The organism is Aequorivita nionensis, from assembly GCF_046352995.1.
In the GTDB taxonomy this organism is placed as follows: Bacteria; Bacteroidota; Bacteroidia; order Flavobacteriales; family Flavobacteriaceae; genus Aequorivita; species Aequorivita nionensis.
In genome coordinates this window covers 977,512-1,004,511 of sequence record NZ_CP130281.1, presented here as the reverse complement: position 1 = coordinate 1,004,511, position 27,000 = coordinate 977,512, and the positions used below count along the sequence as shown (strand labels likewise).

Genomic DNA, 27,000 nt, shown 5'->3' with positions numbered 1-27,000 from the left:
TTTTAAATGGAAACAATTGCTAATCCCACTTGCAATAGTTCTACACTTGCTCCCTATGAGCCATCTTCTCAGGATCCTTGGGATACACATAAGATTAATCACGTGTATCGCCGTCTTGGTTTTGGAGCTTCACAAGATGATGTAGATGCCGCGCTCTCGCTGACCCCGGGACAATTTATTAATTCACTTGTTGATGGTGCGCACAATATGCCACCAACCCCAGCGCCATATTGGGGTTATTATTCCAACGATGATTTTTCTGATTACGAGACTCAAAATTTTGCTTTTTTTGAACAATGGCGATTGCAAACCGTTAAAGACCTTTTGGAAGAAAATCTCCGTGGTAGGCTTACTTTCTTTTGGATGAACCACTTCGTAACCCGTTTTGGAATCTATTTCCATGCACCCTATGCATTTCAGTATTACCATACAATACAAATACACGCCTTAGGAAATTTTAAGGAATTTACCAGGGCCATTGGGCTAGACCCGGCAATGCTTGTTTTTCTGAATGGCGTAGAAAACACGAAATACAGTCCTAATGAAAACTATGCCCGAGAACAATTTGAACTTTTCACATTGGGTGAGGGAAATGGCTATACCCAAAACGATATAACCGAAGCCGCACGAGCCTTAACGGGATATAACGACTGGCCCCAAGAAAATGGCGAGATATATTTTAACCCTGAGACATTTGACGATGGAGTAAAAACCATTTTTGGACAAACAGGAAACTGGGGCTATGATGATGTTATTGATATTCTGTTCCAGGAGAGAGGTTCTGAAATTGCATTTTATATATGTGAAAAGCTTTACAAATTTTTTGTAAGTCCAGTTACGGACAACATTGGTCAAACAATCATTCAAGAATTAGCGCAAACGCTGACTAATAATAATTTTGAGATGGTTCCGATGTTTAAAAAATTGTTCAAGAGCCAACATTTTTTTGATGAGCACTCAGTAGGAGTTGTAATTAAAAGCCCTTTTGATGTGGTTTTAAATTTTTTGAAAGAAACCGACTTTTATTACAATGATACCATACTCGATGCCTTAATTTATTACACAGGTCTAGTAGGACAGGAAATTTACGACCCTGTGGACGTAGCAGGTTGGCAACGTGATGAATCATGGATAAACGCCTCAACACTCACCGGACGCTGGGCACTAATAGATGAATTTATAGACTATCTGGACCAAAATGGTCATGACAGTATATTTGTTGTCTTGGCGAAAGCACTTACAAACAATAGCAAGGATCCATACTTTATTACCAAAACTCTTGTGGATCATTTTATGTGCAAAGAATTATATACAGTATCAGATTATGATATCGCAACAGACATCTTTAAATGGGAAGTGCCACAGAATTACTATGACCAAGGCATCTGGGATTTAGATTTCAATTCCGCTCCCTATCAAGTTTCAATTCTCTTGAAACATATTGCAAGAATGCCCGAATTTCAACTTAAATAAGCAGTCACATGTGTAAAAATCATACTATCCCCCAAAAAAATATTTCAAAAGACGAAAGGAGCATTCACGATAAAGAACACTCTACTTGGAATAGACGCTCTTTTATTCAGGCATTGGGCTTGGCTGGTGCGGGTGGCATTATGCTTGGCCACGCTTCTGTTACTGCTTCCAAACCATCACCACTTTCAGTTGCGTTAGCAGCAAGTGAAAACGATAATATCTTGGTCATTATTCGTCTAAAAGGAGGAAATGATGGGCTTAACACTATAGTCCCGATTTATGACTATGCTACCTATGCCAATTTGCGTCCAAACATACGCCATCAACAAAACAATTTGATAAACTTGAATGCAGATTTTGCAATTCCCAACTTTATGGGCGGACTGGAATCTGTTTGGGGCGATGGAAAAATGAAGATAATCCATGGCGTTGGGTATCCACAACAAAATCTATCCCATTTCCGTTCAGCAGCAATCTGGGCTTCTACAGATGATGTAAATGTGGAAAATACTGGTTGGTGGGGTCGTTATTTTGAAGACTTATATCCGGATTATTTGGTAAATCCACCAGAAATTCCACCTGCAGTACAAATAGGCAGTATTGGAGACCTTATTTTTGAAGGAAATGATAGTAATTATGCTTTTTCGGTTGCAAATACCGAACAATTGGCAAACGTGGCGCAAAATGGAGTTCAGCACGATGTGACCAATTTGCCGGATTGTGTTTACGGAGATAAACTCTTGTTTATGCGTGCCACAACAAACACTACTGTTAGGTACTCTTCTGTAATTAATAATGCCTATATGGCTTCAACCAACAGTTCTTCTTATAGTGATGAAAACCTTGCAAAACAGTTAGCCATCGTTGCAAGATTGATAAAAGGAAACCTAGGCACCAAAGTATATATGGTTACCTTGGATGGTTTTGATACACACGCCAACCAAACAGACGATCAGCGAGCATTGCTGGAGGATCTTTCAGATTCCATTAAAGATTTTTATGATGATCTTGCTGCTACAGGTATGGACGACAAAGTTTTGACCATGACCATTTCAGAATTTGGACGCAGACCCTATGAAAATGGCTCTAACGGTACCGACCACGGAGCAGCCTCACCAGTTATGTTGTTTGGTTCAGGGCTTGACGGAAATGGTTTTGTGGGCACCCATCCAAACCTTACCGAATGGGACGCTGATGACAATCTTATACCAACAACCGACTTCCGGGACGTATATTCTACGGTTTTAACGGAGTGGTTCTGTTTGGACCCTTCTGTTGTAAGTTCTATTCTTCTTAACCAGAATTACCAAACTTTGGATATGGGAATCACTTGTCAAAATCTGTCGAGTACTAATTTTAATGATACTACACGCTTTGTGCATGTGCCCATTTACCAAAACGACCGCACTCTTATTGAAATAAACATGCCCAATACAGCAAATGTTGATATCAGACTTTATGATATGATGGGAAGAGAAGTAGGTACCTTAGAAAATAAAATATTATATCCTGGAAAGTACAGTATAGATGTGAAGGAAAAAATCAGGACGCGACTTTCTTACGGTCAGTATATTTACCGAATTTCAACTGGAGGACAATTTTATAGCAAATCCATACAGATTAGGTAGCATTTATTAAAACTATCTTATGAAAAGCTTCCCAAATTATTGGGAAGCTTTTTTATATTATAATTTTCGCATAAAGGGTGATTCAAAATCATAAACAAACAAAGGAATGTAAAACAGGGCGCTGGTTTCCGAAGATAAAATACCTATTTTTGTGCCTGTTAAATTAATTGACGCAGGTTTTCAAAAAATAGTTATGAATCAAGACCCAAAACGTTATACCATTACCGCCGCACTGCCCTATACCAATGGCCCTGTTCATATTGGTCATTTGGCGGGCGTTTATGTGCCTGCGGATATTTATGCGCGTTTCCAACGACTTCAAAATAAAGATGTTGCGTTTATCTGCGGAAGCGATGAACACGGCGTTGCCATTACATTGAAAGCAAAAAAGGAAGGAATTTCGCCCCAAGAAGTGGTTGATAAATATCACGCTATCATCAAAAAAAGTTTTGCCGATTTCGGGATTTCTTTTGACAATTATTCGCGCACTTCGGCTGAAATCCACCATAAAACCGCTTCGGAATTTTTCAAGAAAATGTATGATGCGGGCCAATTTATAGAAGAAGTTACCGAGCAATTATTCGATGAGGAGGCCAACCAGTTTTTGGCAGACCGTTTTGTTGTGGGAACTTGCCCAAAATGCGGCCACGAGGAAGCCTACGGCGACCAATGCGAAAACTGCGGAACAAGTTTAAACGCGACAGATTTGATAAATCCGCGAAGCGTAATTTCCGGAAACAAACCTGTTTTAAAAGAAACAAAACACTGGTTTTTACCTTTGGATCGCTACGAAGATTTTTTAAGGGAATGGATTCTCGTTGACCATAAAAAAGATTGGAAAACTAACGTGCTTGGCCAGTGTAAAAGCTGGATTGACGACGGTTTGCGTCCGCGTGCCGTTACCCGCGATCTCGATTGGGGAATTCCCGTGCCAGTAAAAGGTGCGGACGGGAAAGTGTTGTACGTTTGGTTTGATGCGCCAATTGGTTACATTTCTTCAACCAAGGAATGGGCGGAGCGAGAAGGTAAAAATTGGGAAGATTATTGGAAAGACGACAATACCAAACTCCTTCATTTTATTGGGAAAGACAACATTGTTTTCCATTGCATCATTTTTCCTGCAATGCTGAAAGCGGAAGGAAGCTATATTTTGCCCAACAACGTTCCGGCGAATGAATTTTTGAATTTGGAGGGAAATAAAATTTCAACAAGTAAAAACTGGGCGGTTTGGCTGCACGAATATTTGGAAGATTTTCCTAATCAGCAAGATGTTTTGCGTTACACATTAACTTCGAATGCTCCGGAAACAAAGGATAACGATTTTACATGGGCAGATTTTCAAGCTCGAAATAATAACGAATTGGTTGCCATCTTCGGAAATTTCATTAACCGTGTAATGGTTTTAACCGATAAATATTACGAAGGAATTATTCCCGAACCAGCAACTCTTTCAGAAATTGACGAACAGGTTTTAAGTGAATTAAAGGCGTATCCTGCCGTAATCGCAAGTTCGTTGGAGCGCTACCGTTTCCGCGAAGCGCAGGCAGAATTGATGAACGTGGCCCGCCTCGGAAACAAATATCTAGCAGACGAAGAGCCGTGGAAAACCATAAAAATTGATGAAGAACGCACCAAAACCGTTATGTATGTTGCTTTGCAGATCGCTTCCGCTTTGGCAGTTTTAAGTGAACCGTTTTTGCCATTCACTTCAGAAAAACTTAAAAATATGCTCAATGTCAGGTCGAGCGCAGTCGAGACCTCGTTAGGTTGGAACGATGTGTCTTCAAAATCAGAATTATTGAAAACAGGACACAAAATAAATAAAGCCGAATTGCTTTTCAGTAAAATTGAGGACGAACAAATTCAACAACAATTAGATAAACTAAAAGCGAGTAAGAAAATGAACGAAGCAGCAAACAAAAAGGTAACTCCTCAAAAAGAAACAATTCAATACGACGATTTTGCAAAACTAGATATGCGGGTTGGAACCATAATTGAAGCCGAAAAAATGCCAAAAGCAGATAAACTTTTGGTTTTAAAAATTGATACAGGAATTGACGTTCGTACCATAGTTTCTGGCATTGCGGAAAGTTTTAAGCCCGAAGAAATCATCGGTAAAAAAGTTACCGTTTTAGTAAATCTTGCGCCTCGAGCGCTTCGCGGTGTAGAAAGCCAAGGAATGATTTTGATGACGGAAAATGCGGATGGGAAACTTGTTTTTGTAAATCCTGGGGAAGAAGGGGTTGAGAATGGGGCGACCATCAATTAATTTGATACTTCTTTTAAAATTTTCTTTAAACAATTCAATGTTTAGATTCATGTTTTTTAGAATACTATTTCTTTCGATTTTCTGTGTCGTTTCAACATTTGCCCAAACACCTTTTTTAGAAATCCCAAATGATTTAAGCAAAAAGAATAATTCCGTTGAGAATGCTTACGTAGTTGTTGATAATGAAAAGAAAAGCTTTTCAACTTTTATGGTTAATGAGCAATCTATAAACGCCTATTTATATTCACAGGAACTAGAGCCAATTTCCAAATTTGCTTCTAAAGGCCTGCCCGAGGGATATAATGAAATCATCGGAAAAACCATTAAAAATGGGCAAGTGCGTTTATATTTTAAAGAATATTACAATAAAAAATTTGGAGCCGTGCTTTTTGATTTTGATAGACAACAATCTATTGAAACTGAATTTGGCTTTAAATTGCAAGATGAAATTTACCTTCAGTCGCACAGTTACCAAGACAGACTTTATATAATCACGGTTAGCAAAAAAAGTTCAATTTTAAACATCTATACTTTTCAACACGATGGAAAGTTTGAAAAAAAATCATTTGACTTCTCCGAAAATGTCTTTGTCAATGGAAAAAAAGAACCAACCACACTTTATAAACTTTTGTATGATAGCTTTAATGGCTTGACCTCTGTTGTTAAAATTGAGGAGTCAAATCCTAATTCACTCCAAATCACAAGCAATCTTTCCAAGATTTATGATCGTGGCGATTCATTTATCCTATCAATCGACAAGGAAGGTTTATTTACATACCTACTTGAGTTTAAAGTGCCAGATCTTTCAGTAAAAATTGCAGCGATTGAAAAATTGAATGGAATAGGAGCTGAAAAATTTAATACAACCAATTCATATCTGTATAAGGATAAAATATTCCAGATTGGCGGAAACAGTAAAATAATGGTTCTTACCGTAAAGGAGCTTGCAACAAAAAAGGAATTAAAACGGTTTGTTCTTTCAAAAGACGAAGATATTCCGTTTAAAAATAGCGCCATCATTGAAGAATATGCTACAAATCAATCTATAAAGACGAAGGAATTGGATAAAACTAATTTACTTCTTCAAATATTCAACGGTGGAAATAGTGGGGTTGCGGTAAATCCCACGAGCACTGGCTATCAATTAACATTGGGAGGTAATGAAATTATTAAAAGAGGCGGTGGCTTTGGAGGGCCAATGATGTTTGGCGGGCCCGGAAATGGAATGATGATAAATAGCACGAACAGTGGGATGGTAGTTACAAGCGGATTCAACCCAACCTTTTTTTCTTTTGGAAGTTTCCCCTACATCGAAGCGAATAGAACCAAACGCATTGAATGTCTATTTAATGAAGATTTTGAGCACATTGATGGTGAAATTCCCCAAAATGTTTTTAACAGGTTAAGAAACCACACTTCAAACCTTCCTAAAGCCAAAGCAGAAACGGTGTTTAGAATGGATGATTATTTTGTTTATGGTAGATATTTTACCATAGATAATGTGTATAAATTCTTTAAATTTTCAGAGTAATCTCTATAAATGATCAATCTTCTAAAATACATAACCTCCCAAACCCAGATTCCCCAAAAAAGTGTTGAGAACACCGTAAAACTTTTAAATGAAGACTGCACCATTCCCTTCATTTCCCGATACCGAAAGGAACTGACAGGCAATCTCGATGAGGTGCAAATTGGCGAAATTGTAAAATTCAAAGAACAGTTTGAAGCGTTGGAAAAGCGAAAAATCGCAATCCTAAAATCTTTGGAAGAGCAGGAAGTTTTATCTGCGGAACTTCAGAAAAAAATTGAGGAAACCACAGATTTAATCGCTTTGGAAGATTTGTATTTGCCTTACAAAAAGAAGCGCAAAACCAAAGCAGATACCGCTCGCGAAAACGGTTTGGAACCCTTGGCGAAAATTATAATGAGCCAAAACGCTACTGATGTTTCTTCAATTGCATTGAAATATGTAAAAGGCGAAATAACTTCCGAAGAAGAAGCTTTAGAAGGCGCCCGCCATATTATTGCCGAATGGATAAACGAACGCACCGATATTCGAAATATGCTCCGAAACCAATTGGAACGTTTCGCAACCATTTCCACCAAAGTGGTAAAGAAGTTTGAAGATGACGAAAAAGCCCAAAAATTCCGAGATTATTTTGACTGGAATGAACCTTTAAACCGAATTCCTTCCCATAGATTATTGGCGATTCTTCGAGCGACTTCCGAAGGATTTATTCGCCAAAAAATAGAAATAGATGACGAAAAAGCTCTGTATAAAATTGAAGAACGCATCATAAAATCAAATGATGCTGCCTCAAAACTAATAAAACTCGCTATTGAGGATAGTTATAAACGTCTATTGTTTCCGGCACTTTCAAACGAAACGTTAACCGCAGCAAAAGAAAAAGCAGATGAAAGTGCAATCAATGTTTTTGCAAAAAATCTAAAACAACTCTTGCTTGGTTCACCTTTGGGTGAAAAGCGCGTTTTGGCAATCGACCCAGGTTTTAGAAGTGGCTGTAAGATTGTATGTCTTGACGCACAAGGAAATTTGCATCACAACGAAACCATCTTTCCGCACGCGCCAAAAAATGACACTTCAACCGCGATGAAAAAAATAAGTTCACTTGCGGATGCACATAAAATTGAAGCAATCGCCATTGGCAACGGCACTGCTTCGCGGGAAACGGAACAATTTATAAAAAGAATTCAGTTTAAAAACCCAATGCAGGTTTTTGTGGTGAGCGAGGCTGGGGCATCCATTTATTCGGCTTCAAAAATCGCGCGCGATGAATTCCCGAATTACGATGTTACGGTTCGCGGCGCGGTTTCGATTGGTCGCCGTTTGCAGGATCCGTTGGCGGAATTGGTGAAGATTGATGCAAAATCCATCGGCGTTGGGCAATATCAGCACGATGTGGATCAAACAAAATTGAAAAGCTCGCTCGATAATTCTGTGGAATTGTGTGTGAATTCCGTTGGTGTAAATATAAATACTGCAAGCGTTCCGCTGTTGAGTTATGTTTCGGGAATCGGTCCAAGATTGGCTGAAAATCTGGTGAATTATCGCGAAGAAAATGGCCCATTTTCATCAAGGGAAGAAATAAAGAATGTACCGCGTTTGGGCGGAAAAGCTTTTGAACAGGCCGCCGGTTTTCTTAGAGTTAAAAATGGTGAAAATCCATTGGATGATTCTTCGGTGCATCCTGAAAGCTACTCAGTAGTTTCAAAAATAGCCAAAGATGAAAAGGTAAAAGTTTCAGAATTGATTGGAAACAAAGCATTGCTTCAAAAAATAAATCTAGAAAAATACATTTCAGAAAAAATAGGTCTTCCAACTTTGAAAGATATTTTAAATGAATTGGAAAAACCTGGATTGGACATTCGTGAAGCAGCGAAAGTGTTCACTTTTAACCAAAATATTAAAAATATAACCGATTTGCAGGAAGGGCAATTGCTTCCCGGAATCGTCAATAATATCACCAATTTCGGCTGTTTTGTTGATATTGGAATAAAAGAAAGTGGCTTGATTCACGTTTCAAATCTTTCAGATTCTTTTGTGAAGGATGTAAACGAGCACGTTCATTTGCATCAACAAATTGTTGTAAAAGTGCTTGATGTGGATGTGGAAAGAAAACGCATTCAACTAAAACTTCACCAACTGGATACACGTTAATTAATCTTTAATATTGACCTAAATCATTAATCATTGGTTTTTAAAGACTAATTTTGCAGCTTTTATTATAATCCCTCCAATTTCAGTGTTATGACAAAGCCCAGAATTGCCCTTGTCATTGGAATTATTTGTATTTCCATTTTCCCCATTTTGGTGAAACTCAAGTTGTCGCCCGCCATCGTTTCGGCATTTTACAGGATGGCAATTGCCGCGGCGGTGCTGGTTCCGTTTACTTTTTTATCGGAAAAGTTCAAAATTCCTTCGGTAAAATTGCTTTTCCTCACTATGCTGTGTGGCGCTATATTCGCCCTTGACGTAGCGGTCTGGAACATTTCCATCCAGGAATCCACGGCTACGCAGGCCACGTTACTTACCAACCTTTCCCCGGTTTGGGTGGGTATTGGTGCGTTTTTCTTTTTAAAGAATAAACCTACGCGAAACTTTTGGATTGGAACGGTCATCGCGATTTTTGGGATGATAACCTTAGTTGGTTTCCATTTTTTTGTGAATTTAGACTTCAATCTCGCCTTTGTTTTCGCAATTCTTTCCGGTGTGTTTTATGCCATTTATATGCTGGTAAGTAAGTTTGTGCTTTACGACATTGAGGTGCTGCCTTTTATTACGCTCAGCACTTTGACCTCTGCGGTTTTTCTGGGAATACTTAGTTATTTTATGAACGAACCGTTTACGGGTTTTGGGGAAATGGGCTGGATTTCGTTGATAATTCAAGGGTTGGTCTGCCAATTGGCGGCTTGGTTGCTCTTGGGCTATGCCACCAAACACATGCGCGCAACGCGGGTTTCGGTAAGTTTGCTGGGGCAAGCGGTCTTGACCACAATCTTTGCGTGGATGTTTATAAATGAAGAAGTAACCCTGCAAATGATTGTTGGGGGAATTATTCTTTTATTCGGAATAAGGGTAACTTTCTATTCTAAGAAAATCCCGATTATTGGCAAAGAGGGAGAAGCGGCTGAAATTATTTCAAATGACTAGATCAATTTAGTTGAAATAATTTTTACCGGACACGCTTTTGCGGCGAGTTCGCAAGTTTCAAATTGGGCGTTGTCCGCAATTTTTAAGGTGAAAAATCCTTGTTTTTCCTCGGAATGCAGTAGAACTGATTTACCGTCCTTTTTAGACATTCTGAAATAGGCCGGAGCCAGCTCCACGCAGTAATTGCAGCCGATGCACTTGTTCCGTTGCAGGGTTACCACGACCATTTAGGAAGCTACTATTTTATACAGTTTATCCGATGGGCGTACTCTAAAGGGCGTTGGGATGGTGCAGGAATCGCCTTTTTTGGCGGTGGAAATTTCTTGGTCGTTCACGAGCATTTCCGAAAGCTCAAACTCTTTGGCGCCGGTAGTTGGCCCGGTAACTAAAACTTTGTCGCCCAAGTTTAAATCGAAGGCTTCAATTTTGAATTCGGCGATTTTGGTTTTCGGGAAATAGTGTACGCCCTTGCCAATGTAAACCTTTTTCTGCGTGGCCTGCGAGCCATCGGTATTGCTCCATTCGCCCAGCTTTTGGCCTAGATAATAGCCGCCCCAAAATCCGCGGTTATATACTTTTTCCAATTCGGCCATCCATTGTTCCACTTTTTCTTCGGAATAGCTTCCGTCGTAATACGAATCAATGGCTTCGCGATAGGTTTTGGTTACGGTCGCCACATATTCCGGGGCGCGGCCACGACCTTCAATTTTGAGGACTTTTACGCCCGTTTCAATCACTTCATCCAGAAAATTTACGGTACAAAGGTCTTTGGGCGACATCATATATTCGTTGTCCAATTCAATCTCAAAGCCCGTTTCCTGATCGATTACCGTGTATTTTTTTCGACAATTCTGCTTGCAGGCTCCCCGGTTTGCAGAGGAATTGTGCGAATGCAGACTCAAATAACACTTTCCCGAAACGGCCATACAAAGCGCGCCGTGGCCAAAAATTTCCACTTCCACCAGATTTCCCGATGGGCCTTTAACCTGTTCTTTCTCTATCTGTTCGGTTATTTTTTTTATTTGCCGAAGGCTCAACTCGCGGCTCATCACCATAGTATCGGCGAACAGCGAATAGAATTTTACCGTTTCAATATTGGTGATATTTATTTGGGTTGAAATGTGAATTTCCATCTCAATTTGCCGGGCATAGGCAATCACGGCTTGGTCCATCGCGATAACGGCAGTCAATCCCGCGACTTTGGCGGCATCCAAAAGGGTTTTTATCAGTGACAGATCGTGGTCGTAAATGATGGTGTTAAGCGTAAGATAGGTGCGGACGCCTTTCTTTTTGCAACGTTTGGCAATCTCGGGCAGATCGGCAATGGTGAAGTTGATACTCGCCCGCGCCCGCATATTCAACTGTTCAACGCCAAAATAAACAGAATCCGCGCCATTGTCCAACGCGGCCTGTAACGATTCAAAATTGCCAGCCGGAGCCATCAATTCTATTTTTCCGGAGGAAGTCATTTGCTTAAAAATTGAAAATTGCCACAAAAGTCGGGCATCTCCACTCTTTAAAATATGATAATTGTTAGCTTTTTGATTGATTTATTAAAAGAGAGCGTTTAAAAAATCTAAAAATAATAACAAAAAAGGGCCGCCCTTTCTTGACGACCCATAATAGTAGGCTATTTGCCAGCGGCAAATATTTCCTTTAACTGCTTTACCATACCTCCGTTTCCGGAAACTGTGATTTCGCCAATTTTATCGGCGATGTTTTCCACAAATTCCATTTCCTTCAGCTTGTAAAGCATTTCGTTTTCTTCCATCAATTTGGCAGTGTTCAACAAGCTTCTGGTTGAAGCTGTTTCTTCACGCCTGGTAATTACGTTGGCTTGCGCTTTCTTTTGCGCCACCAATACTTGGTTCATAATATCCTTCATTTCACCGGTCAAAATTACATCACGGATACCGCAGTTCAACACTGCTACACCTAACTTAGTTGCGGCTGTCTTTGTGTCTTCAAATACAACTTTCGCAATTTGCGCTTTGTTTTCCAAAAGCTCATCAAGTGTATATGTTCCCACGTAGGCACGCAGCGCGAGCTGCAATGCAACGTACAATTGCTTTTCAAAATCCTTGTTTTCCAGCAACGCTTTCTCAATATCAATTACTTTGTACTGGGTATCAAAGTTAATACGGATTGCGGCTTTGTCTTTGGTCAACAATTCCTGTCCGGCAACCTCAAGTTGCAATTGGCGCAAATCTACTTTTGCAATTTTGATGGTTGTGTCGTTTCTCCAGAAACGGTAGGTACCGCTCTCCAAAGTTTTCACATATACATCATCTACAATAAATACGGCCTTTTCAAAAGCTGCCACCTCAAAAACCCTGATGTATTTGCTCAATTCAGCATTGCTGAAAAGTGCTTTATCAATTTTCTCGGTGATGTAGATTTTGCTCAAATCCACAGTTGTGAATTCGTACTCCATCAAACCTTTCCAAAAAGCGTATCTGCCAGATTTCAAAACTTGGCTAAAACGCCCGTTTTTGAAAACCAAAACCAATTCATTATCCTTCACCTCAATTATGTGAAGCATTGCTTTCAAGTTTTCGTCTTTTAACAAAAGCTCCAATTCCTTTGGCGTGTTAAAAGCAACCGCCATGCTGTATTGCAGCACCGTTTTGCCAAAACCCAACCAGTGGATTCCTTGGGTGATTACGCCATGGTAATCGCCATTTTTAAAAACCAAACCTACGTTTCCGGCATTGATTCTTACTCTTTTCATGATTTCTACATTTTAAAAATTCAACATTAATTTGACAGCGCCCGTCAAGGCATGTCCACTTACTTTTCAAGCTACCGGTGCTGCTTTTGGGTAAGGTTATTTTGGGCGTTTTCTGAAACGCATCTATTTTTCATTAAAGAAAACAGTAAAGGAAAATCATCCTTCCGGCACGGAAATACTGGGAATTTAAAGGGAAATTAATTGGTTTTATGTGAAGGGATTCAGCCGAAAGATTATTCAAAAAAGCGAAAAATCATTTCAAAAGAACCCGATTACAAAAAGCAACTGCTTCCTGTTTTTAAATTTGTCAGTATTTCAAAGTACGTTTGGGACTGTTGCTATTTCCGAAGAAATGGCAACCGATTTTCCATTTACTCTTTTCATCACAATTTTTACAGCGTGACAGGCTGGTAGTCTATTTTTAAAAGTTGACCTTCTTTTCTGAATGGTGGATTATGAGTCCACATCCTGCGTTAAAAGCGCAGTGCTCTACCAACTGAGCTATCCTAATTTTGAGTTAGGAACCGGAATCGAACCGGTGACAGCTACTCCTGTTGTTCTATCCGCTGAACTACCTCAAACCGAAATTGAGTGTGGGATTCGAACCCACGACCTACAGAACGATTGTTTTTTGGATAACAACCAATCCTTCAAATCAAGTTGGATATAAACCCGCAATGCATTTCTGCAACGGTTTATACAATGGTGCTATACTGAAACACGCAACAAGACTTGCTTGATAACTTAAATTCCAAATTTTCAAAATCCAAATTCCAAAAACCTTTAACTTGAAACTAATTCAGCAGTACCGATGGCCCCGAGGCTTCGGGGGAACCCATACCTTCCCCATAGACAGTGGGGCGCTCTAGCCTTTGAACTACGGTACTATTGTGGGAACGATAGGATTCGAACCTATTCAGCATATGCAACAGATTTACAGTCTGCCCCGGCTCTCCAACTCCGGCGAACTCCCTTAAAACCGCTCCGTTATTTATTGGAGCGGTATGTATTTGCCTCCTTTCTTTAATGCTGTTTTAGAGCAAATTATTCAATCTGTTTTTAAACCAGTTATTAGTGTTTTCAGCGCTCTCAACTTTTTTGTTGGCTTCAACTGTTTTGTCTTTTTTATTAAATTGAATCTCTCTTTTTTTTATAACTCTAGAGAGCTGCTCATCAATAAAATCCATAAAACCGTTGTTTAGTGCATATTGCTTAGCATCTTTCAACATGTTTTCTGCCTTATCAAACTCCATGTTCGCTTCAAATAAATTTGCTTGGTTTAAGTATATCAAGGCTTTGTCTATGCCTTTAACCGTTAAGGCAAAGTCAATTAACTTTTGAGCCATTTCAAAGTCATCATTGGTTATTAGCAAGTTTATATAGTCTGGATAGACCTCTGGAATATCCATTCTTGCCGCCAAAGCACTTTCGTAATATGCTTTTGCTTTTTCATTATCACCCAATTGCTCGCTATACACTTTTGCCATTAAGCAAAGTGCTTTTACATTTTCAGGTTCGTACGCCAAAGCATAGTTTAATGCCTCAACAGCTTTTTCAAGTTCCCAAGGGTAAGCTTGGATAGCCTTGAACAAGTAAATATTATGTGTGTTTGTCTCCATTACAGTATGTTATTAATTGTTTTTCAGAATTGATTCTGAATTCTTTTTTCCACTGTAACGGAAAGGGATACGTCAAAAATTGACATAAAAAAATCCGAAACAGTTTGTCGTGCTTCGGATTTTCATAGAAGAGTTATTTTCTAACTATAAAATTTCCGAAGCTGGTTCTCTGGTGAATCATCTACCCAGTTTTGTCCTTTTGTAATTGTTAGGTAAAACATAGCTTCAATTATTGTTTATTATTATTTCTATTTTTATTGTTGCAGTTGAAGTTTCTTTCTCTAAAACTGCGGTGCAAATATTAAATGCATTTTTGAATTACACAAATAAAATTTCAATTTATTTTATTGACAATCAGATATTTATATTAAAATTTAGATATAGAAATTCCTGTTCGGTCTTTCACGAACTTTGGAATAATCTGCAACTTGCTGTTTATCATTTGCTTATTACTCAACCGCTATTTTGGCTTAGATGCTTTTCAAATACATTTAATTTTTAAAAAAATCCATAAAAAAAGGCGCCCGATGTGTCGAGCGCCTATAAATATCTTTTTATATGTGTTAAATCACTTCAAAAAATAATTACATAACGCTCCGTATCGTAAAAATGGATCAACCATCTTGCGATATTCTGACTGACAAATCAGTCCTATTGGTGCACTATGTAAATTAGTGTTTTTCATTGTGGTGCAAATATGCGGTAATTTTTGGCTAATTTCCAAATGTTTAGCGAATGGATTTTATAAATACAATCCGAGTTTTATCTTCCAATAAGGCATTTTTTTTTCAAAATATTCAAAATATGGTTTCAGTGCTTCGGGGTTTTCAAGTTTATTTTGTGCTTCTTTGATTTGCTGGATTTCTTCCGAAGTAATGAATTGCGAAAAGTCGAAATCATTTCCCAATTGATGCATTTTTATGAAATGCCCATAAATGGAATCTTCGGAAAGACCACGTTTTGCTGCAATTTCGGGCGGTGAAAGATTTTCTTCGGCAAACATTTTAAAACTGCGTTCGTGGGTTGGAAGATTGCTATCCAAACCATCCAAATGTCGATTGATGACTTTTAGGAAATCGTCTGCATATTTTTCAAGTTTCGCGTCACCCACACCGGACACTTCTGCAAATTCTTCACGGGTTCGCGGTTTTTTGTGTTCCATATCTTCCAAGGTTGCGTCGCTGAAAACCACAAAGGCAGGTTTGTTTATTTCTTGTGCCAACTTTAAGCGAAGTTCTCTCAATTTATCGAAAAGTTCGGCACGTTTCCTTTTTACTTTTTCTACCGCAACTTGCTCTTTTTCTTGCAGAAGATTGGCTAATCGCACTTTTTTTCCTTCAAACAAAACTTTTTTAGCTAATGGTGTTAGCAGTAATCGTCCGTTTTCATGAAAATAGATTTGTAAGATGCCTTGATTTAAAAGTTGAATAACATACTGCTGTAAATCGCGCCACGAAATATCTTTTGCCGCGCCAAAGGTTTTAATTTTTTGATATCCTTTGTCGTAAACTTGTGCATTTTGTGAACCCCGGAGAACGTCCAAAACCATTCCTAATGCCTCTTGTTCTTGTAATCGTGCAACGGCAGAACATACTTTTTGCGCGATTAAAGTTCCGTCAAAATATTTGGGAGGAGTTTTACAGATGTCGCAATTGCAGCAATCTTCGGTTATGTGTTCCCCAAAATAACCGAGTAAAGCTTTTCTTCTACAACTCAGCGCTTCTGCAAATTGTTGCATCCGTTCGAGTTTCGCTAATTGATAGGCTTCTGTTTCAGAGCCTTCGGCAAATTTTCTGAGCATAATAACGTCGGCAAAACTGTAAAAAAGTATGGTATGTGCTGGTAAGCCATCACGTCCACTCCGGCCAATTTCCTGATAATAGCCATCAATATTTTTGGGCATATTATAGTGGATTACCCAACGTACATTGCTTTTATCGATGCCCATTCCAAAAGCGATAGTTGCAACAATTATTGGCGTCCGGTCGTTCAAAAAATTATCTTGAACCGTATTTCTTTCTTCGGAAGTCAAGCCAGCGTGATAGGCTTCAGCTTTGTAACCTTTGGTTTTTAAAGTTGCTGTTAGTTTTTCTGTACTTTTTCTACTCAAACAATAGATGATTCCACTTTCATCGGAATGATGTTTCAGAAAATCTAAAATCTGCTTATTGCGGTTTTGACCGGGCCGAACATCTAAATATAAATTGGGTCTATCAAAAGAGGCTATAAAAGTTTTGGCTTCGGGAATTGAAAGTTGTGTTGCAATATCTTCCCGAGTGGCTCGGTCTGCGGTTGCGGTGAGTGCAATCAACGGAACATTTGGAAATTGTTCTTTTAAGCTTTTGAGTTGGGTATATGCTGGACGAAAGTCATGTCCCCAACTGGAAATACAGTGCGCTTCGTCAACGGCAAAAAGACTGATTTTTATTGTATTCAGAATAAAGTTTAATTGCGGCAGACTTTCGGGCGCAACGTACAAAAGCTTCAAATCTCCATTTTGTAGATACTTTAAAACCTGTTGCTGTTCCTCATACGGTTGTGAACTATTGAAAAACTGTGCTGGAACGCCGTTAGCTTTTAAGGCATCAACCTGGTCTTTCATTAAAGCAATTAATGGAGAAATTACTATCGTCGTACCTTCCAAAGCCAAAGCGGGCAATTGAAAACACAATGATTTACCGCCGCCGGTGGGCATAATGGCAATGGTGTCTTTTTTATCTAAAACATTATTTATAATTTCTTTCTGATTTGGAAGAAATTTCTCGTAGCCGAAATGCGTTTTCAGCAAATCGAATATGCTTAGCTGGGTGTTTGTTTCCATTTTTGTAAAAATAAAGTTTTAAAATTTAAAAAGCCCCCACCAGAAGCGGGGGCTTTGTTAGCCAGTCATTTATTTACTCCCCAGCATGACTAGCTCGTTGCAAAATATCTCAGTGATATAGTGTTTGTTACCTTCCTTATCATCCCAAGAGCGGTTGGTTAATTTACCCTCTATGACAATTTCTTGTCCTTTGGTTATATAATTTTCAACCACTTTTACTAAGCCACCTTTCACAACTATATTGTGCCAGTAAGCGCGTTCCACTTTTTTGCCATCTTTGTCTTTGTAACTGTCATCTGTAGCCATTGAGAATTTGGCCATTTTGTTGCCATCGGCAAATGTTACGATTTCTGGATCTTGACCCAATCTTCCAATCAACTGTACTTTGTTTCTAAGTGCGTTCATGATTTCTAAAATTTAATGTTAAACAATTGATACTATCGAACTTTATTTTATTCGACAGGACAAACTTACAGCGGCTACCAAATTTTAGTTGGTTGTTACATATTTACTTTCGTTTATAGTTGTTTGTAAGCGTTTGTAAACGAATATGTGTATCAATATCAAATGATTGTAATAATCTATCAATTTGCAGAAGTAAATAAATTTTCCGTAATTTCAATTTTTGAAATGAACAATATTTAATAACCCCATATGAATAGTAACAGGTTAGAGGCTTTTAGCGATGGTGTGCTCGCCATTATAATTACAATTATGGTTTTGGAATTAAAGGTGCCACACGGAACAGATTTAAAAGAACTGGAACCTGTATTGCCCGTATTTTTGAGTTATATTCTTAGCTTTATTTATGTAGGAATTTATTGGAACAACCACCACCATATGATGCACGCAGTGCAAAAAGTGAATGGTGGCATTCTTTGGGCAAACCTTCATTTGTTGTTTTGGTTATCACTGATTCCTTTTGTTACTGGTTGGCTGGGAGAAAATCATTTTGCCGAACTGCCAATGGCTTTATACGGAGTAGTGCTTTTAATGGCCGCCATTGCTTATTTTATTTTACAGAATAGAATTTTGGCTGTACAGGGAAAAGATTCATTGCTAGCAAAAGCATTGGGAAAAGATTTAAAAGGAAAAGCCTCGCCAATAATTTATATCGTTGCAATTATTGCTTCCTTTTACAGCCCTTGGATTGCTGGAGCACTCTATATTTTAGTGGCTTTAATGTGGTTGATACCCGATAAAAGAATAGAAATTATTTTTAAAGAAAAAAAGTAATTACCAAGATTGTCCTTTCAATTCCATTGCAGCCCGTAATACATCACTTTGACTTATTTGCCCGGCTAACTTGCCGTTCTCCAAAATTGGGAAACGACGGTGTTTTGATTCCAAAAATTTATTGGCTGCATCCAGCACGTTCATATCTCCGTCAATGGTATCTACGTTTTTGATCATATGCTGCTCTACTTTTACATCTTCCATAGGGTGATTGTGATAGCGTGAATCGCTGAGCTGTTTCATACAATCGCCTTCGGAGATAATTCCGACTAATTCATTTTTGTCGTTAACCACCGGACCGCCTGAAATCCTTTTCTTCAAAAGGACTTCCATTACTTCCAAAATAGACTGTTCAGGCCTGAAAGTAGTTAGGTTACGAGTCATATAATCGGAAACCTTTATTTTTTCCGAAGAACCTTTTTGGGGCTTTGCCCTCCTGCCAATAAAACTTTTAATTCCCATAGTATCAAATTTTTGCGAACTTCTAAGATAGTCAATTTTATCAAACTGCAGAAATCTAAGTATTGGTTAGAAAAAATTCTTCCATTTAAAATTGTATTTTTAACAACCTAAACTCCCCAACCATGAAGAAAATTGGCGCCATCCTTTCGCTACTGCTGATAATTGCATTAGTCTATTATAGTTTTTTCGGATTGACGCCCCATTACGATGGAGATGAAACGGCTCCCGCCACTAAATTTTCTGTAGATAGAGCACTGCAGCCTTTAAGCGAAATTTCAAAAAAACCTCATTATTTAGGCTCTGAGGGACACGAAGAAGTTCGTGAATTTTTGATTTCAGAATTGCGGAAACTAGGTCTCGATCCACACATTCAAAAAGGATTTAGCCTAAACCCAGAATCTAAAACCCTTGATAAACCCATAAACATTATTGCTCGAATTAAAGGTTCTGGGGAAGGAAAAGCATTACTGTTACTTTCACATTACGATAGTGCGCTTGTTCCATCTTTTGGCGCAAGCGATGCCGGAAGTGGCTTGGTTACAATTTTAGAAAGTGTCCGTGCTTTTTTGGCTTCAAGGGAGCAACCTAAAAACGACATCATCATTCTTTTTTCTGACGCTGAAGAAATTGGATTGGACGGGGCCAAACTTTTTGTAAACCAACATCCGTGGGCAAAAAACGTTGGTTTGGTGCTCAATTTTGAAGCGCGCGGAAGCAGTGGCCCAAGCAATATGATTTTGGAAACCAATGGCGGAAATGCTGCACTCGTTAAAGAATTCATTGAAGCAAATCCAGATTTTCCGGTCGCCTCTTCCTTAATGTACAGCGTTTACAAAATGCTTCCGAATGATACTGATTCTACTGTTTTTAGGGAAGATGGCGATATACCCAGTTTCTTCTTCGCCTTTATTGACAGTCACTTTAACTATCATACAGCTAACGATACTTTTGAAAATTTAAGCCGAAACAGCCTTGCCCATCAAGGTAGTTATCTCCTCCCATTGCTTCATTATTTTGCCAACGCCGATCTTTCAAAATTGAAGGCAAAAACGGATGATGTTTATGTAAACCTTCCGTTGCTTAAAATGATAAGTTATCCGTTTTCGTGGATTTTGCCTATGCTTATATTGGCAACGTTACTGTTTTTGTTTCTAATTTTTTACGGACTTTACAGAAGAAAATTGAACGGGAAAACCATGGCGTTGGGCTTTGTTCCTTTTTTACTTTCATTGATTATTTGTGGACTTATCGGGCTATTTGGCTGGAAATTGATTTTAATTCTTTATCCGCAATATGCAGAAATCCAACAAGGCTTCACTTACAATGGCCATTGGTATATTGCTTTTTTTGTTTTTCTTTCATTGGCAATCACATTTGCGATTTATAAAAAATTCACCAAAAAATTCAATGAGCCTTCATTTTATGTAGCTCCTTTGTTTTTCTGGCTTTTAATAAATGTGGCCGTTTTTATAATCTTGAAAGGTGCGGCATTTTTCATCATTCCTGTATTTTTTGGGCTCTTGTCATTTTTTGTGATGCTTCGGCAGGAACGCCCCAACCTTTTGGCGATGACGCTTTTGTCGGCTCCCGCGCTATTTATTTTTGCACCGCTCATTCAATTTTTCCCAGTTGGTTTAGGCTTAAAAATGCTAGTGATTAGCTGTGTGTTCACTCTTTTGCTTTTTGCTTTACTGTGGCCAGTTTTTGGGTATTATAAAGGGAAAGGATTACTTTCAGTTCTTTGCTTCCTACTTGCAATATTTTTCTTTATGAAGGCCCATTCAAAAAGTGATTTTTCCGAAGAACGGAAGAAACCAAACAGCCTCGTTTATTATAAAGATGCTGATGCCAACAAAACCTATTGGCTCACATACGATAAAGAAATAGATGAATGGACGCAGCGATATTTAGGTGAGAAACCCGAAACAGCATCCAATATTTTAGATGAAGTAGCTTACAATAAATACGGTGCTAATTTTAGTTATGCAGCCGATGCCCTCGAAAAGAACATTCCAGATTTTGAAGTGATTTTAAAGAAAGATACGTTGGTTGAAAACCTCCGGAATGTTATGTTTATAATTGTTCCAAAACGCAGCGTGAACAAGATAGATTTGTACAGTGTTGAAAGTACAAATTTTAAATATTTAGAATTCAACGGAAAAAGAGCTACAGGTTTAGATTCTATAAAGGATTATCGCGGCACTAAAAACAATGCACTCATCAATTATTATGTTTCGGAAAATGATTCTCTTAAAGTGAATTTTTCTGTGGAAAATGATGCTTCTGTTTCTTTCAAAGTATTGGAATATTCTTTTGATTTGATGACCGATCCACAATTCAATATTTCAAAAAGACCTGATTACACTATGCCGAAGCCATTTGTAATTACAGATGCGGTTGCGGTGAAACGTACATTTTCCGTAGATTCTTTAAGAGTGAAAATTGCAGATACAATTAATACCAATCCAGAAATTATTTTGAATGATAAATAAAACAATTGCTATTGCAGGTCTTGGTTGGCTTGGACAACCCTTGGCTTATCGTCTGGCTTCTCTGGGCTATACAATAAAAGGTTCAGTGACAACAATTGAAAAAGCTACTTTATTGCAACAGAATGGCTTTGAAGCGTATCCTTTAGAAATTTCAGAAAAGGGAATTGAGGGTGAAATAAAAGCGCTTTTGAAGAATGTCCATTGCTTAGCGATAATGATTCCACCCGGACTTCGGAAAAATACGGGAGCAGATTATGTTTTGAAAATGGTTCATTTGCTGGAAGCCATAAAACAAGCTTCAGTTTCGAAAATTATTTTAGTGAGCAGCACTTCGGTGTATGATGATTCGCAAGGGAATGTAACCGAAAAAGACGAACCAAAGCCCGAAACCATTTCAGGGAAACAATTGCGGCAAGTGGAAGAATTATTTTTTAATTCGGAAGAATTAGAAACCACCATTGTGCGTTTTGGCGGATTGATTGGTGGAAGCCGGCAGCCTGCAAAATACTTGGCGGGACGCAAAGATTTGGCAGATGGCAATGCGCCTGTAAATTTGATACATCGGGATGATTGCATTTCAATTTTGGTTGAAATTTTAAAGCAGGATGCCTTTGGAAAAGTATTTAACGCTGTAAACCCAAAGCACCCCACAAAAGCTGATTATTATATTCAAAAGACAAAAGATCTTGGTTTGGAGCCACCCACTTTTGCGGAAGGAGATTCAGATGAAATTTTTAAACAAGTAGATTCGGAAAATTTGAAATCTATTTTAAATTATACTTTTAAAACTTCTATATAAAAAAAGGAGCCTTTTACAGCTCCTTTTTCATTCAAAAATATTTTAGGGACTACCAAATGCGAACTCTTTCTTCTGGAGCAAGATACATTGGGTCGCCTTCCTTAATATCAAAAGCTTCGTAAAAAGCATCAACATTTAGTAATGGTTGTGTAGCACGAACCATTCCTGGAGAATGCGGATCGGTTTTTATTTGGTTGCGAAGTGCTTCTTCACGAGATTTGGTGCGCCAAACTGTGGCCCAGCTCATAAAGAAACGTTGCTCTGGCGTGAAACCATCAATATTATCTGGACGTCCGTTTTCTTTGTAAAAACGTTGCAAACCATCATAAGCACCTAACACACCACCAAGATCACCGATGTTTTCACCCAAAGTGAATTTTCCATTGATGTAAACACTGTCTAAAACTTCAACATTGCTGTATTGATCTGCAAGCTTATTGCCACGTTCGGTGAAGTTTTCAAGATCTTTATCTGTCCACCAGTTCACCAAGTTTCCGTTGGCGTCAAAACGCGAACCGCTGTCATCAAATGCGTGAGAAATCTCGTGACCAATTACTGCGCCAATTCCGCCGTAGTTCACTGCTTCATCTGCTTTATAATCATAGAAAGGTGGTTGAAGGATTGCAGCAGGGAAAACGATCTCGTTGTTAAATGGATTGAAATAAGCATTCACTGTTTGTGGGCTCATTCCCCATTCTGTGCGATCTACAGGCTCGTCAATTTTATCAAGATTGTCCTTGAAATTCCAAGTTTGAACCGCAACCATATTATCATAATAGGTATTGCCCGGTTTCACTTCCATAGTAGAATAATCTTTCCACTTGTCTGGATATCCAATTTTCACGGTGAATTTATCAAGTTTTTCAATTGCTTTTATCTTTGTGCTATCGCTCATCCAGGTTAAGGCATTGATGCGGTCCTTGTATGCTGCAATTACGTTAGCAATCATTGCTTCTGCTTTTTGCTTTGCCTCTGGCGGGAACATTTCATCAACATAAAGTTTTCCCAAAGCCTCACCAACGCTTCCGTTAACTGTTGCAAGGGCGCGCTCGTTTGCAGGTTTTTGTTTTTTAGTTCCGTTTAGGGTCTGACTGTAAAAATCCCAATTTGCTTTGTCAATTTCCGTAGTTAACATTCCTGAGGAATTGTTTAGGGTTGACCAACGCATCACGGTTTTCCAAGTATCAAAATCTGGTTTCGCGAACATTTGCTTCAAAGTCTCCATATATTTTGGCTGCATCACGATAACGGTGTCCATTTTTTTGGTAACGCCCATACCTTTGAAAACCTCTTCCCATTGAAGTTGAGGAAGCATGTTTTGTAATTCGGCAATGTTTCTTGGATTGTTGAAGTTTCTAAAATCACGGCTCGCAACTTTATCCAATCTTGGAGTAGCTAGCTTTGTTTCAAAAGCGAGAATGGTCTCAGCTTGTTTGCGGGCAGATTCTTCAGTATCACCCAAAAACTGAAGCATCCGTGTAATGTGGTCCACATACTGCTGACGGATTTTTACTGAAGCAGGATCTGTATTGGTATAAAAATCACGATCTGGAAGGCCCAAACCTCCTGGAGTAATATATGCTGAATTCATAGCACTATTGCTGGGGTTTGAAAAAGCAGCAAGACCCAAAAACGGTTGTGAAACGGCAACGGCATCTTCACTTATTAATTTTTGAAAATTTTCCATGCTGTTAATAGCTGCAATTTTTTCAAGTGTTGGTTTTATTGGATCAATACCGGCTTTATTTCTTGCAACAGTGTCCAACTTAGATTCATAAATCATCAAAGCTTTGGCTTGGTCTGTATCGGGAGCGTATTTTCCGCTTTCTTTTGCTTTTGCCAAAATGTTAAGCATATCCGCATCAGTCTTTTTTCTAAGAATGGTGAACCCGGCCCAACTTGTTTGATCGTCTGGAATCTCATTGTTTTTCATCCAGTTTCCGTTCACATAGTTGTAAAAATCTGCTTTTGGACTTACTGTGGTATCCATGTTTGCAAGAATAATTCCGTGTGGTTCCGTATCTGCTACAGCCACATCAGTTTTTTCTTTACAAGCGGTTGCGGCTACTGCAACTACTGTAAAGGCCAATAAAGGTTTAAAAAAATTAGTTTTCATTATATCGTTTTGGTTTAAAGTATTTAATGTTTGAGCTTATACTGAAAGTATAAGTTGTTCTTTTTCTTCGATTGTTACACTTTTTTGTTCTTTTTGTCCTGAAGTTCCAAGTTCATAATGGAATCTTTGTAGCGCTGCTGCTTTTTCAGTTCGTTTTCTTCGTCTTCTTTTCTTTGGAAATCAATATTATCTTTTTGAAATTTCTCGTTCAATTGAACGATCAAGTTCTTTACGGCAAGGTTCAACTCTTCCATTGAATTTTGAACTTTTAAAGAATCAATGCTAGCTTGGTGTACAGTTTGAAAAAGCAATGAAGACCTGGTTTTAAGAACCAACAATCTGCTGTTGATTGGTTTGGTGTTTAAAGTGTCGGGAATATTTTTTAAAAGCGAATCGGAATATTGCTTTAAAAGCTCAGAACGGTTTCGCAAGTCTTGGTAATTGCTGCCGTTCACATTTTTTGCTTCAGAAAGAAAATCTTCCAAAACGCCCCAATGTACAGCCTGCTCCTTTGCTGGTGCAGAAAGTTGCGGAAATTCAAAACCTTTATTCCCAAAAATTATGGAGGTGTCGATTGAGGATGATTGGTTTTGGGTTTCTTCGGAAGAATTTCCACAGGAAAAAGTGAAACCAATAATTAATAAAACAGGAATTATAAACTTCATAAAGTATAAAAGAGGCACAAAGATACTGGTTATTAACCAAATGGCACATAAAATTTTTAAGTACTGAAAGAGCTGATATTATGTATATTTACACTTCATTTTTTAAAAGATTAAACGGATGAAAAAGCGGATTTTGATTATTGGTGCTTGCGGACAGATTGGTACTGAATTGACGATTTATCTAAGAAATAAATTTGGAAAGAACAAAGTGATAGCGAGCGACATCCGCGAAGGTGATGAAGAGCTAATGAAGAGTGGCCCCTTTGAAATTTTGGACGCAATGGATTATGACGCAGTTGAAGAAATTGTAATTCGCCACGAAATCACTGATGTTTATTTGATGGCGGCAATGCTTTCTGCCACTGCAGAAAAATTCCCGATGAAAGGGTGGAACCTGAATATGAATTCACTCTTTCACGTTTTGAATTTGGCTAAGGATAAAAAAATTGAGAAAATATTCTGGCCTTCCAGTATTGCAGTTTTTGGCCCCACAACTCCTAAAATAGATACCCCACAACGAACAATTATGGAGCCCAGTACTGTTTATGGCATCAGCAAGCAAACCGGGGAGCGTTGGTGTGAATATTACTTCAACCGTTATGGGGTGGATGTTCGCAGCATCCGTTATCCGGGGCTTATAAGTTATAAAACGCTTCCAGGAGGCGGAACTACGGATTATGCCGTAGATATTTACCACAAAGCCTTGAAGCACAAAAAATACATTTGCTTTTTAAATGCCGAAACAACACTGCCAATGATGTTTATGGATGATGCCATAAATGCTACAGTAAGCATAATGGAAGCTGAAAGTGAAAAGGTTAAAATACGCAGTTCCTATAATCTTTCGGCCATGAGTTTTAATCCCGAAGAAATTACTAAAAGTATTCAAAAGCAGATTCCTGAATTTAAAATTAGTTACGAACCAGATTTCAGACAAGCAATTGCAGATAGCTGGCCACAAAGCATTGACGATAGTGAGGCTAAAGTAGATTGGGGTTGGAAAAGTGAAATTTCTCTGGATGAAATGACTAAAATAATGCTTGAAAACTTGAAGGAGAAGTATTGATTTTAACTCTTTAGGAGCAATCGTTATTCAAGTTTAGATTTAAAAAAAAACCGTTCTAAAAAGGAACGGTTTTTTGTAGCCTCACCAACCCCGAAGGATCGGGGGAACTTGGATCTAAATAGAATCCCGACATTTTGGGGTTATTCCTTGACCAAAGTTAGTGATCCCACCAGGACTCGAACCTGGATCTAGAGTTTAGGAAACTCCTATTCTATCCCTTGAACTATGGGACCTTATTTGAGGGTTTAAATTTAGGTATTTTTAATAAACCGCTAGTCATTTTTCAAGCTATAGGAATCAAAGACCTACTCTTCATCAATGTTGTTGCGAGTTAATAAATTTGGAAAGGTAGAGCTACATCTTTTTTAATATTTCTGAAAGTATATGTGGGTTACCAATGATTTTTTCAATAAAAATCCTACTCTTCATTCTTTTTATAAATTTTTCTAGAAATAAAGCTTGTATTTTATTTTCACATTGATATGTCAACGAAAATTTCCAATCATTTGCAGCTTTTGTAAAACTTTTCTGAAAATAATGTTTGTTATGTTGATCTAAACGCCTTAAGATATCTGGAGATTCACCAATATAATATTTATTTAAACTCTCGGAATAAATTATATACAGATAATGCATGCTGGAAAAATAGTAAATACCAAATGTACGGAATTATATATGTTCAATGATTACAAGGTGTCAGGACACTTTAGGCAGCCTCAAAGATGGTAAGGTTAGTGGTTTTGGATCTAAAGTTTAGGACCCCGAGGCTTCGGGGCTATTCTATCCATTGAACTATGAGGCCTATATTACTGGGGCAAATTTAAATATTTTTGATCTTTCTTGTGGTCTTCTTTTAATGTATCTATGAATAAAAAAGGATAGGCTCAGCTATTTTTGAACCTATCCTTTTATTTAATTACTGTTGAGTTTATAAAAATTTTTTAATTCCGA

At 38.3% G+C, this 27,000-nt stretch carries 21 protein-coding genes and 2 tRNA genes; 10 read left to right on the top strand and 13 right to left on the bottom strand.

Features of this window, described 5'->3' with window-relative positions; genetic code table 11:
• Positions 1–6: 6 nt before the first annotated feature.
• The 6 genes from Q2U82_RS04485 to Q2U82_RS04460 all read left to right on the top strand — a co-directional run bounded on the left by Q2U82_RS04485 (position 7) and on the right by Q2U82_RS04460 (position 10,042).
• Positions 7–1,473: a DUF1800 family protein gene (locus tag Q2U82_RS04485; RefSeq protein ID WP_410006514.1), complete on the top strand. Its 1,467-nt coding sequence runs from the start codon at positions 7–9 to the stop codon at positions 1,471–1,473.
• An 8-nt stretch (positions 1,474–1,481) separates the two neighbouring features.
• Positions 1,482–3,101: a DUF1501 domain-containing protein gene (locus tag Q2U82_RS04480; protein ID WP_410006513.1), complete on the top strand. Its 1,620-nt coding sequence runs from the start codon at positions 1,482–1,484 to the stop codon at positions 3,099–3,101.
• A 193-nt stretch (positions 3,102–3,294) separates the two neighbouring features.
• Entirely contained in the window at positions 3,295–5,370 is a 2,076-nt protein-coding gene (gene metG / locus Q2U82_RS04475; RefSeq protein ID WP_410006512.1) for a methionine--tRNA ligase, read from the top strand.
• A gap of 37 nt (positions 5,371–5,407) precedes the next feature.
• Positions 5,408–6,901, top strand: coding sequence for a hypothetical protein (locus tag Q2U82_RS04470; RefSeq protein ID WP_410006511.1), 1,494 nt, complete (start codon positions 5,408–5,410; stop codon positions 6,899–6,901).
• 9 nt (positions 6,902–6,910) lie between these two features.
• Complete coding sequence (locus Q2U82_RS04465) at positions 6,911–9,049, top strand: Tex family protein (RefSeq protein WP_410006510.1); 2,139 nt, start codon at positions 6,911–6,913, stop codon at positions 9,047–9,049.
• A 90-nt stretch (positions 9,050–9,139) separates the two neighbouring features.
• The gene (locus Q2U82_RS04460; RefSeq protein ID WP_410006509.1) at positions 9,140–10,042 is read left to right on the top strand and encodes a DMT family transporter; all 903 of its coding nucleotides are present in this window, start codon (positions 9,140–9,142) and stop codon (positions 10,040–10,042) included.
• Here the strand turns inward: Q2U82_RS04460 and Q2U82_RS04455 are convergent.
• From Q2U82_RS04455 to Q2U82_RS04420, 8 genes are all read right to left on the bottom strand, one after another.
• On the bottom strand, positions 10,039–10,269 hold the full coding sequence (locus Q2U82_RS04455) for a ferredoxin (RefSeq protein ID WP_410006508.1): 231 nt from the start codon (positions 10,267–10,269) through the stop codon (positions 10,039–10,041). The two genes, Q2U82_RS04460 and Q2U82_RS04455, sit on opposite strands and share 4 nt — an antisense overlap.
• Entirely contained in the window at positions 10,270–11,511 is a 1,242-nt protein-coding gene (locus tag Q2U82_RS04450; protein WP_410006507.1) for a peptidase U32 family protein, read from the bottom strand.
• A 161-nt stretch (positions 11,512–11,672) separates the two neighbouring features.
• A complete protein-coding gene (locus tag Q2U82_RS04445; protein ID WP_410006506.1) occupies positions 11,673–12,773 on the bottom strand; it encodes a slipin family protein in 1,101 nt (366 codons plus the stop codon).
• Positions 12,774–13,567: 794 nt separating this feature from the next.
• Positions 13,568–13,696, bottom strand: a complete 129-nt coding sequence (locus tag Q2U82_RS04440) for a hypothetical protein (protein WP_410006505.1) — start codon at positions 13,694–13,696, stop codon at positions 13,568–13,570.
• Positions 13,665–13,746, bottom strand: a tRNA-Tyr gene (locus Q2U82_RS04435). The genes Q2U82_RS04440 and Q2U82_RS04435 overlap by 32 nt, the downstream gene beginning before the upstream one ends.
• A 61-nt stretch (positions 13,747–13,807) precedes the next feature.
• Positions 13,808–14,392, bottom strand: a complete 585-nt coding sequence (locus Q2U82_RS04430) for a tetratricopeptide repeat protein (RefSeq protein WP_410006504.1) — start codon at positions 14,390–14,392, stop codon at positions 13,808–13,810.
• 742 nt (positions 14,393–15,134) lie between these two features.
• The gene (recQ, locus tag Q2U82_RS04425; RefSeq protein ID WP_410006503.1) at positions 15,135–17,213 is read right to left on the bottom strand and encodes a DNA helicase RecQ; all 2,079 of its coding nucleotides are present in this window, start codon (positions 17,211–17,213) and stop codon (positions 15,135–15,137) included.
• Positions 17,214–17,282: 69 nt separating this feature from the next.
• A complete protein-coding gene (locus Q2U82_RS04420; protein WP_410006502.1) occupies positions 17,283–17,618 on the bottom strand; it encodes a single-stranded DNA-binding protein in 336 nt (111 codons plus the stop codon).
• Between the two features lie 249 nt (positions 17,619–17,867).
• Here Q2U82_RS04420 and Q2U82_RS04415 point away from each other — a divergent pair, with 249 nt between their 5' ends.
• Positions 17,868–18,449: a TMEM175 family protein gene (locus Q2U82_RS04415; RefSeq protein WP_410006501.1), complete on the top strand. Its 582-nt coding sequence runs from the start codon at positions 17,868–17,870 to the stop codon at positions 18,447–18,449.
• Here Q2U82_RS04415 and Q2U82_RS04410 read toward each other — a convergent pair whose 3' ends face one another.
• On the bottom strand, positions 18,450–18,911 hold the full coding sequence (locus tag Q2U82_RS04410; protein ID WP_410006500.1) for a CBS domain-containing protein: 462 nt from the start codon (positions 18,909–18,911) through the stop codon (positions 18,450–18,452).
• Between the two features lie 122 nt (positions 18,912–19,033).
• Here Q2U82_RS04410 and Q2U82_RS04405 point away from each other — a divergent pair, with 122 nt between their 5' ends.
• Together Q2U82_RS04405 and Q2U82_RS04400 are read left to right on the top strand one after the other, a co-directional pair.
• Positions 19,034–21,403, top strand: coding sequence for a M28 family peptidase (locus tag Q2U82_RS04405; RefSeq protein ID WP_410006499.1), 2,370 nt, complete (start codon positions 19,034–19,036; stop codon positions 21,401–21,403).
• Positions 21,393–22,202: an NAD(P)H-binding protein gene (locus Q2U82_RS04400; RefSeq protein WP_410006498.1), complete on the top strand. Its 810-nt coding sequence runs from the start codon at positions 21,393–21,395 to the stop codon at positions 22,200–22,202. Before Q2U82_RS04405 ends, Q2U82_RS04400 begins: the two co-directional genes overlap by 11 nt.
• 49 nt (positions 22,203–22,251) lie before the next feature.
• Here the strand turns inward: Q2U82_RS04400 and Q2U82_RS04395 are convergent, their stop codons facing one another.
• Both Q2U82_RS04395 and Q2U82_RS04390 read right to left on the bottom strand, forming a co-directional pair.
• Positions 22,252–24,318 carry a M13 family metallopeptidase gene (locus tag Q2U82_RS04395; RefSeq protein ID WP_410006497.1) on the bottom strand — a complete coding sequence of 689 codons (2,067 nt, stop codon included), beginning with the start codon at positions 24,316–24,318 and terminating at the stop codon, positions 22,252–22,254.
• Between the two features lie 74 nt (positions 24,319–24,392).
• Positions 24,393–25,001: a hypothetical protein gene (locus Q2U82_RS04390; protein WP_410006496.1), complete on the bottom strand. Its 609-nt coding sequence runs from the start codon at positions 24,999–25,001 to the stop codon at positions 24,393–24,395.
• Positions 25,002–25,101: 100 nt separating this feature from the next.
• Between Q2U82_RS04390 and Q2U82_RS04385 the strand changes: the two genes are divergently transcribed.
• On the top strand, positions 25,102–26,049 hold the full coding sequence (locus Q2U82_RS04385; RefSeq protein ID WP_410006495.1) for an NAD-dependent epimerase/dehydratase family protein: 948 nt from the start codon (positions 25,102–25,104) through the stop codon (positions 26,047–26,049).
• Positions 26,050–26,210: 161 nt separating this feature from the next.
• Here the strand turns inward: Q2U82_RS04385 and Q2U82_RS04380 are convergent.
• Both Q2U82_RS04380 and Q2U82_RS04375 read right to left on the bottom strand, forming a co-directional pair.
• A tRNA-Arg gene (locus Q2U82_RS04380) sits at positions 26,211–26,282 on the bottom strand.
• 121 nt (positions 26,283–26,403) lie between these two features.
• Positions 26,404–26,685: a GIY-YIG nuclease family protein gene (locus tag Q2U82_RS04375; protein WP_410006494.1), complete on the bottom strand. Its 282-nt coding sequence runs from the start codon at positions 26,683–26,685 to the stop codon at positions 26,404–26,406.
• Positions 26,686–27,000: the final 315 nt, after the last annotated feature.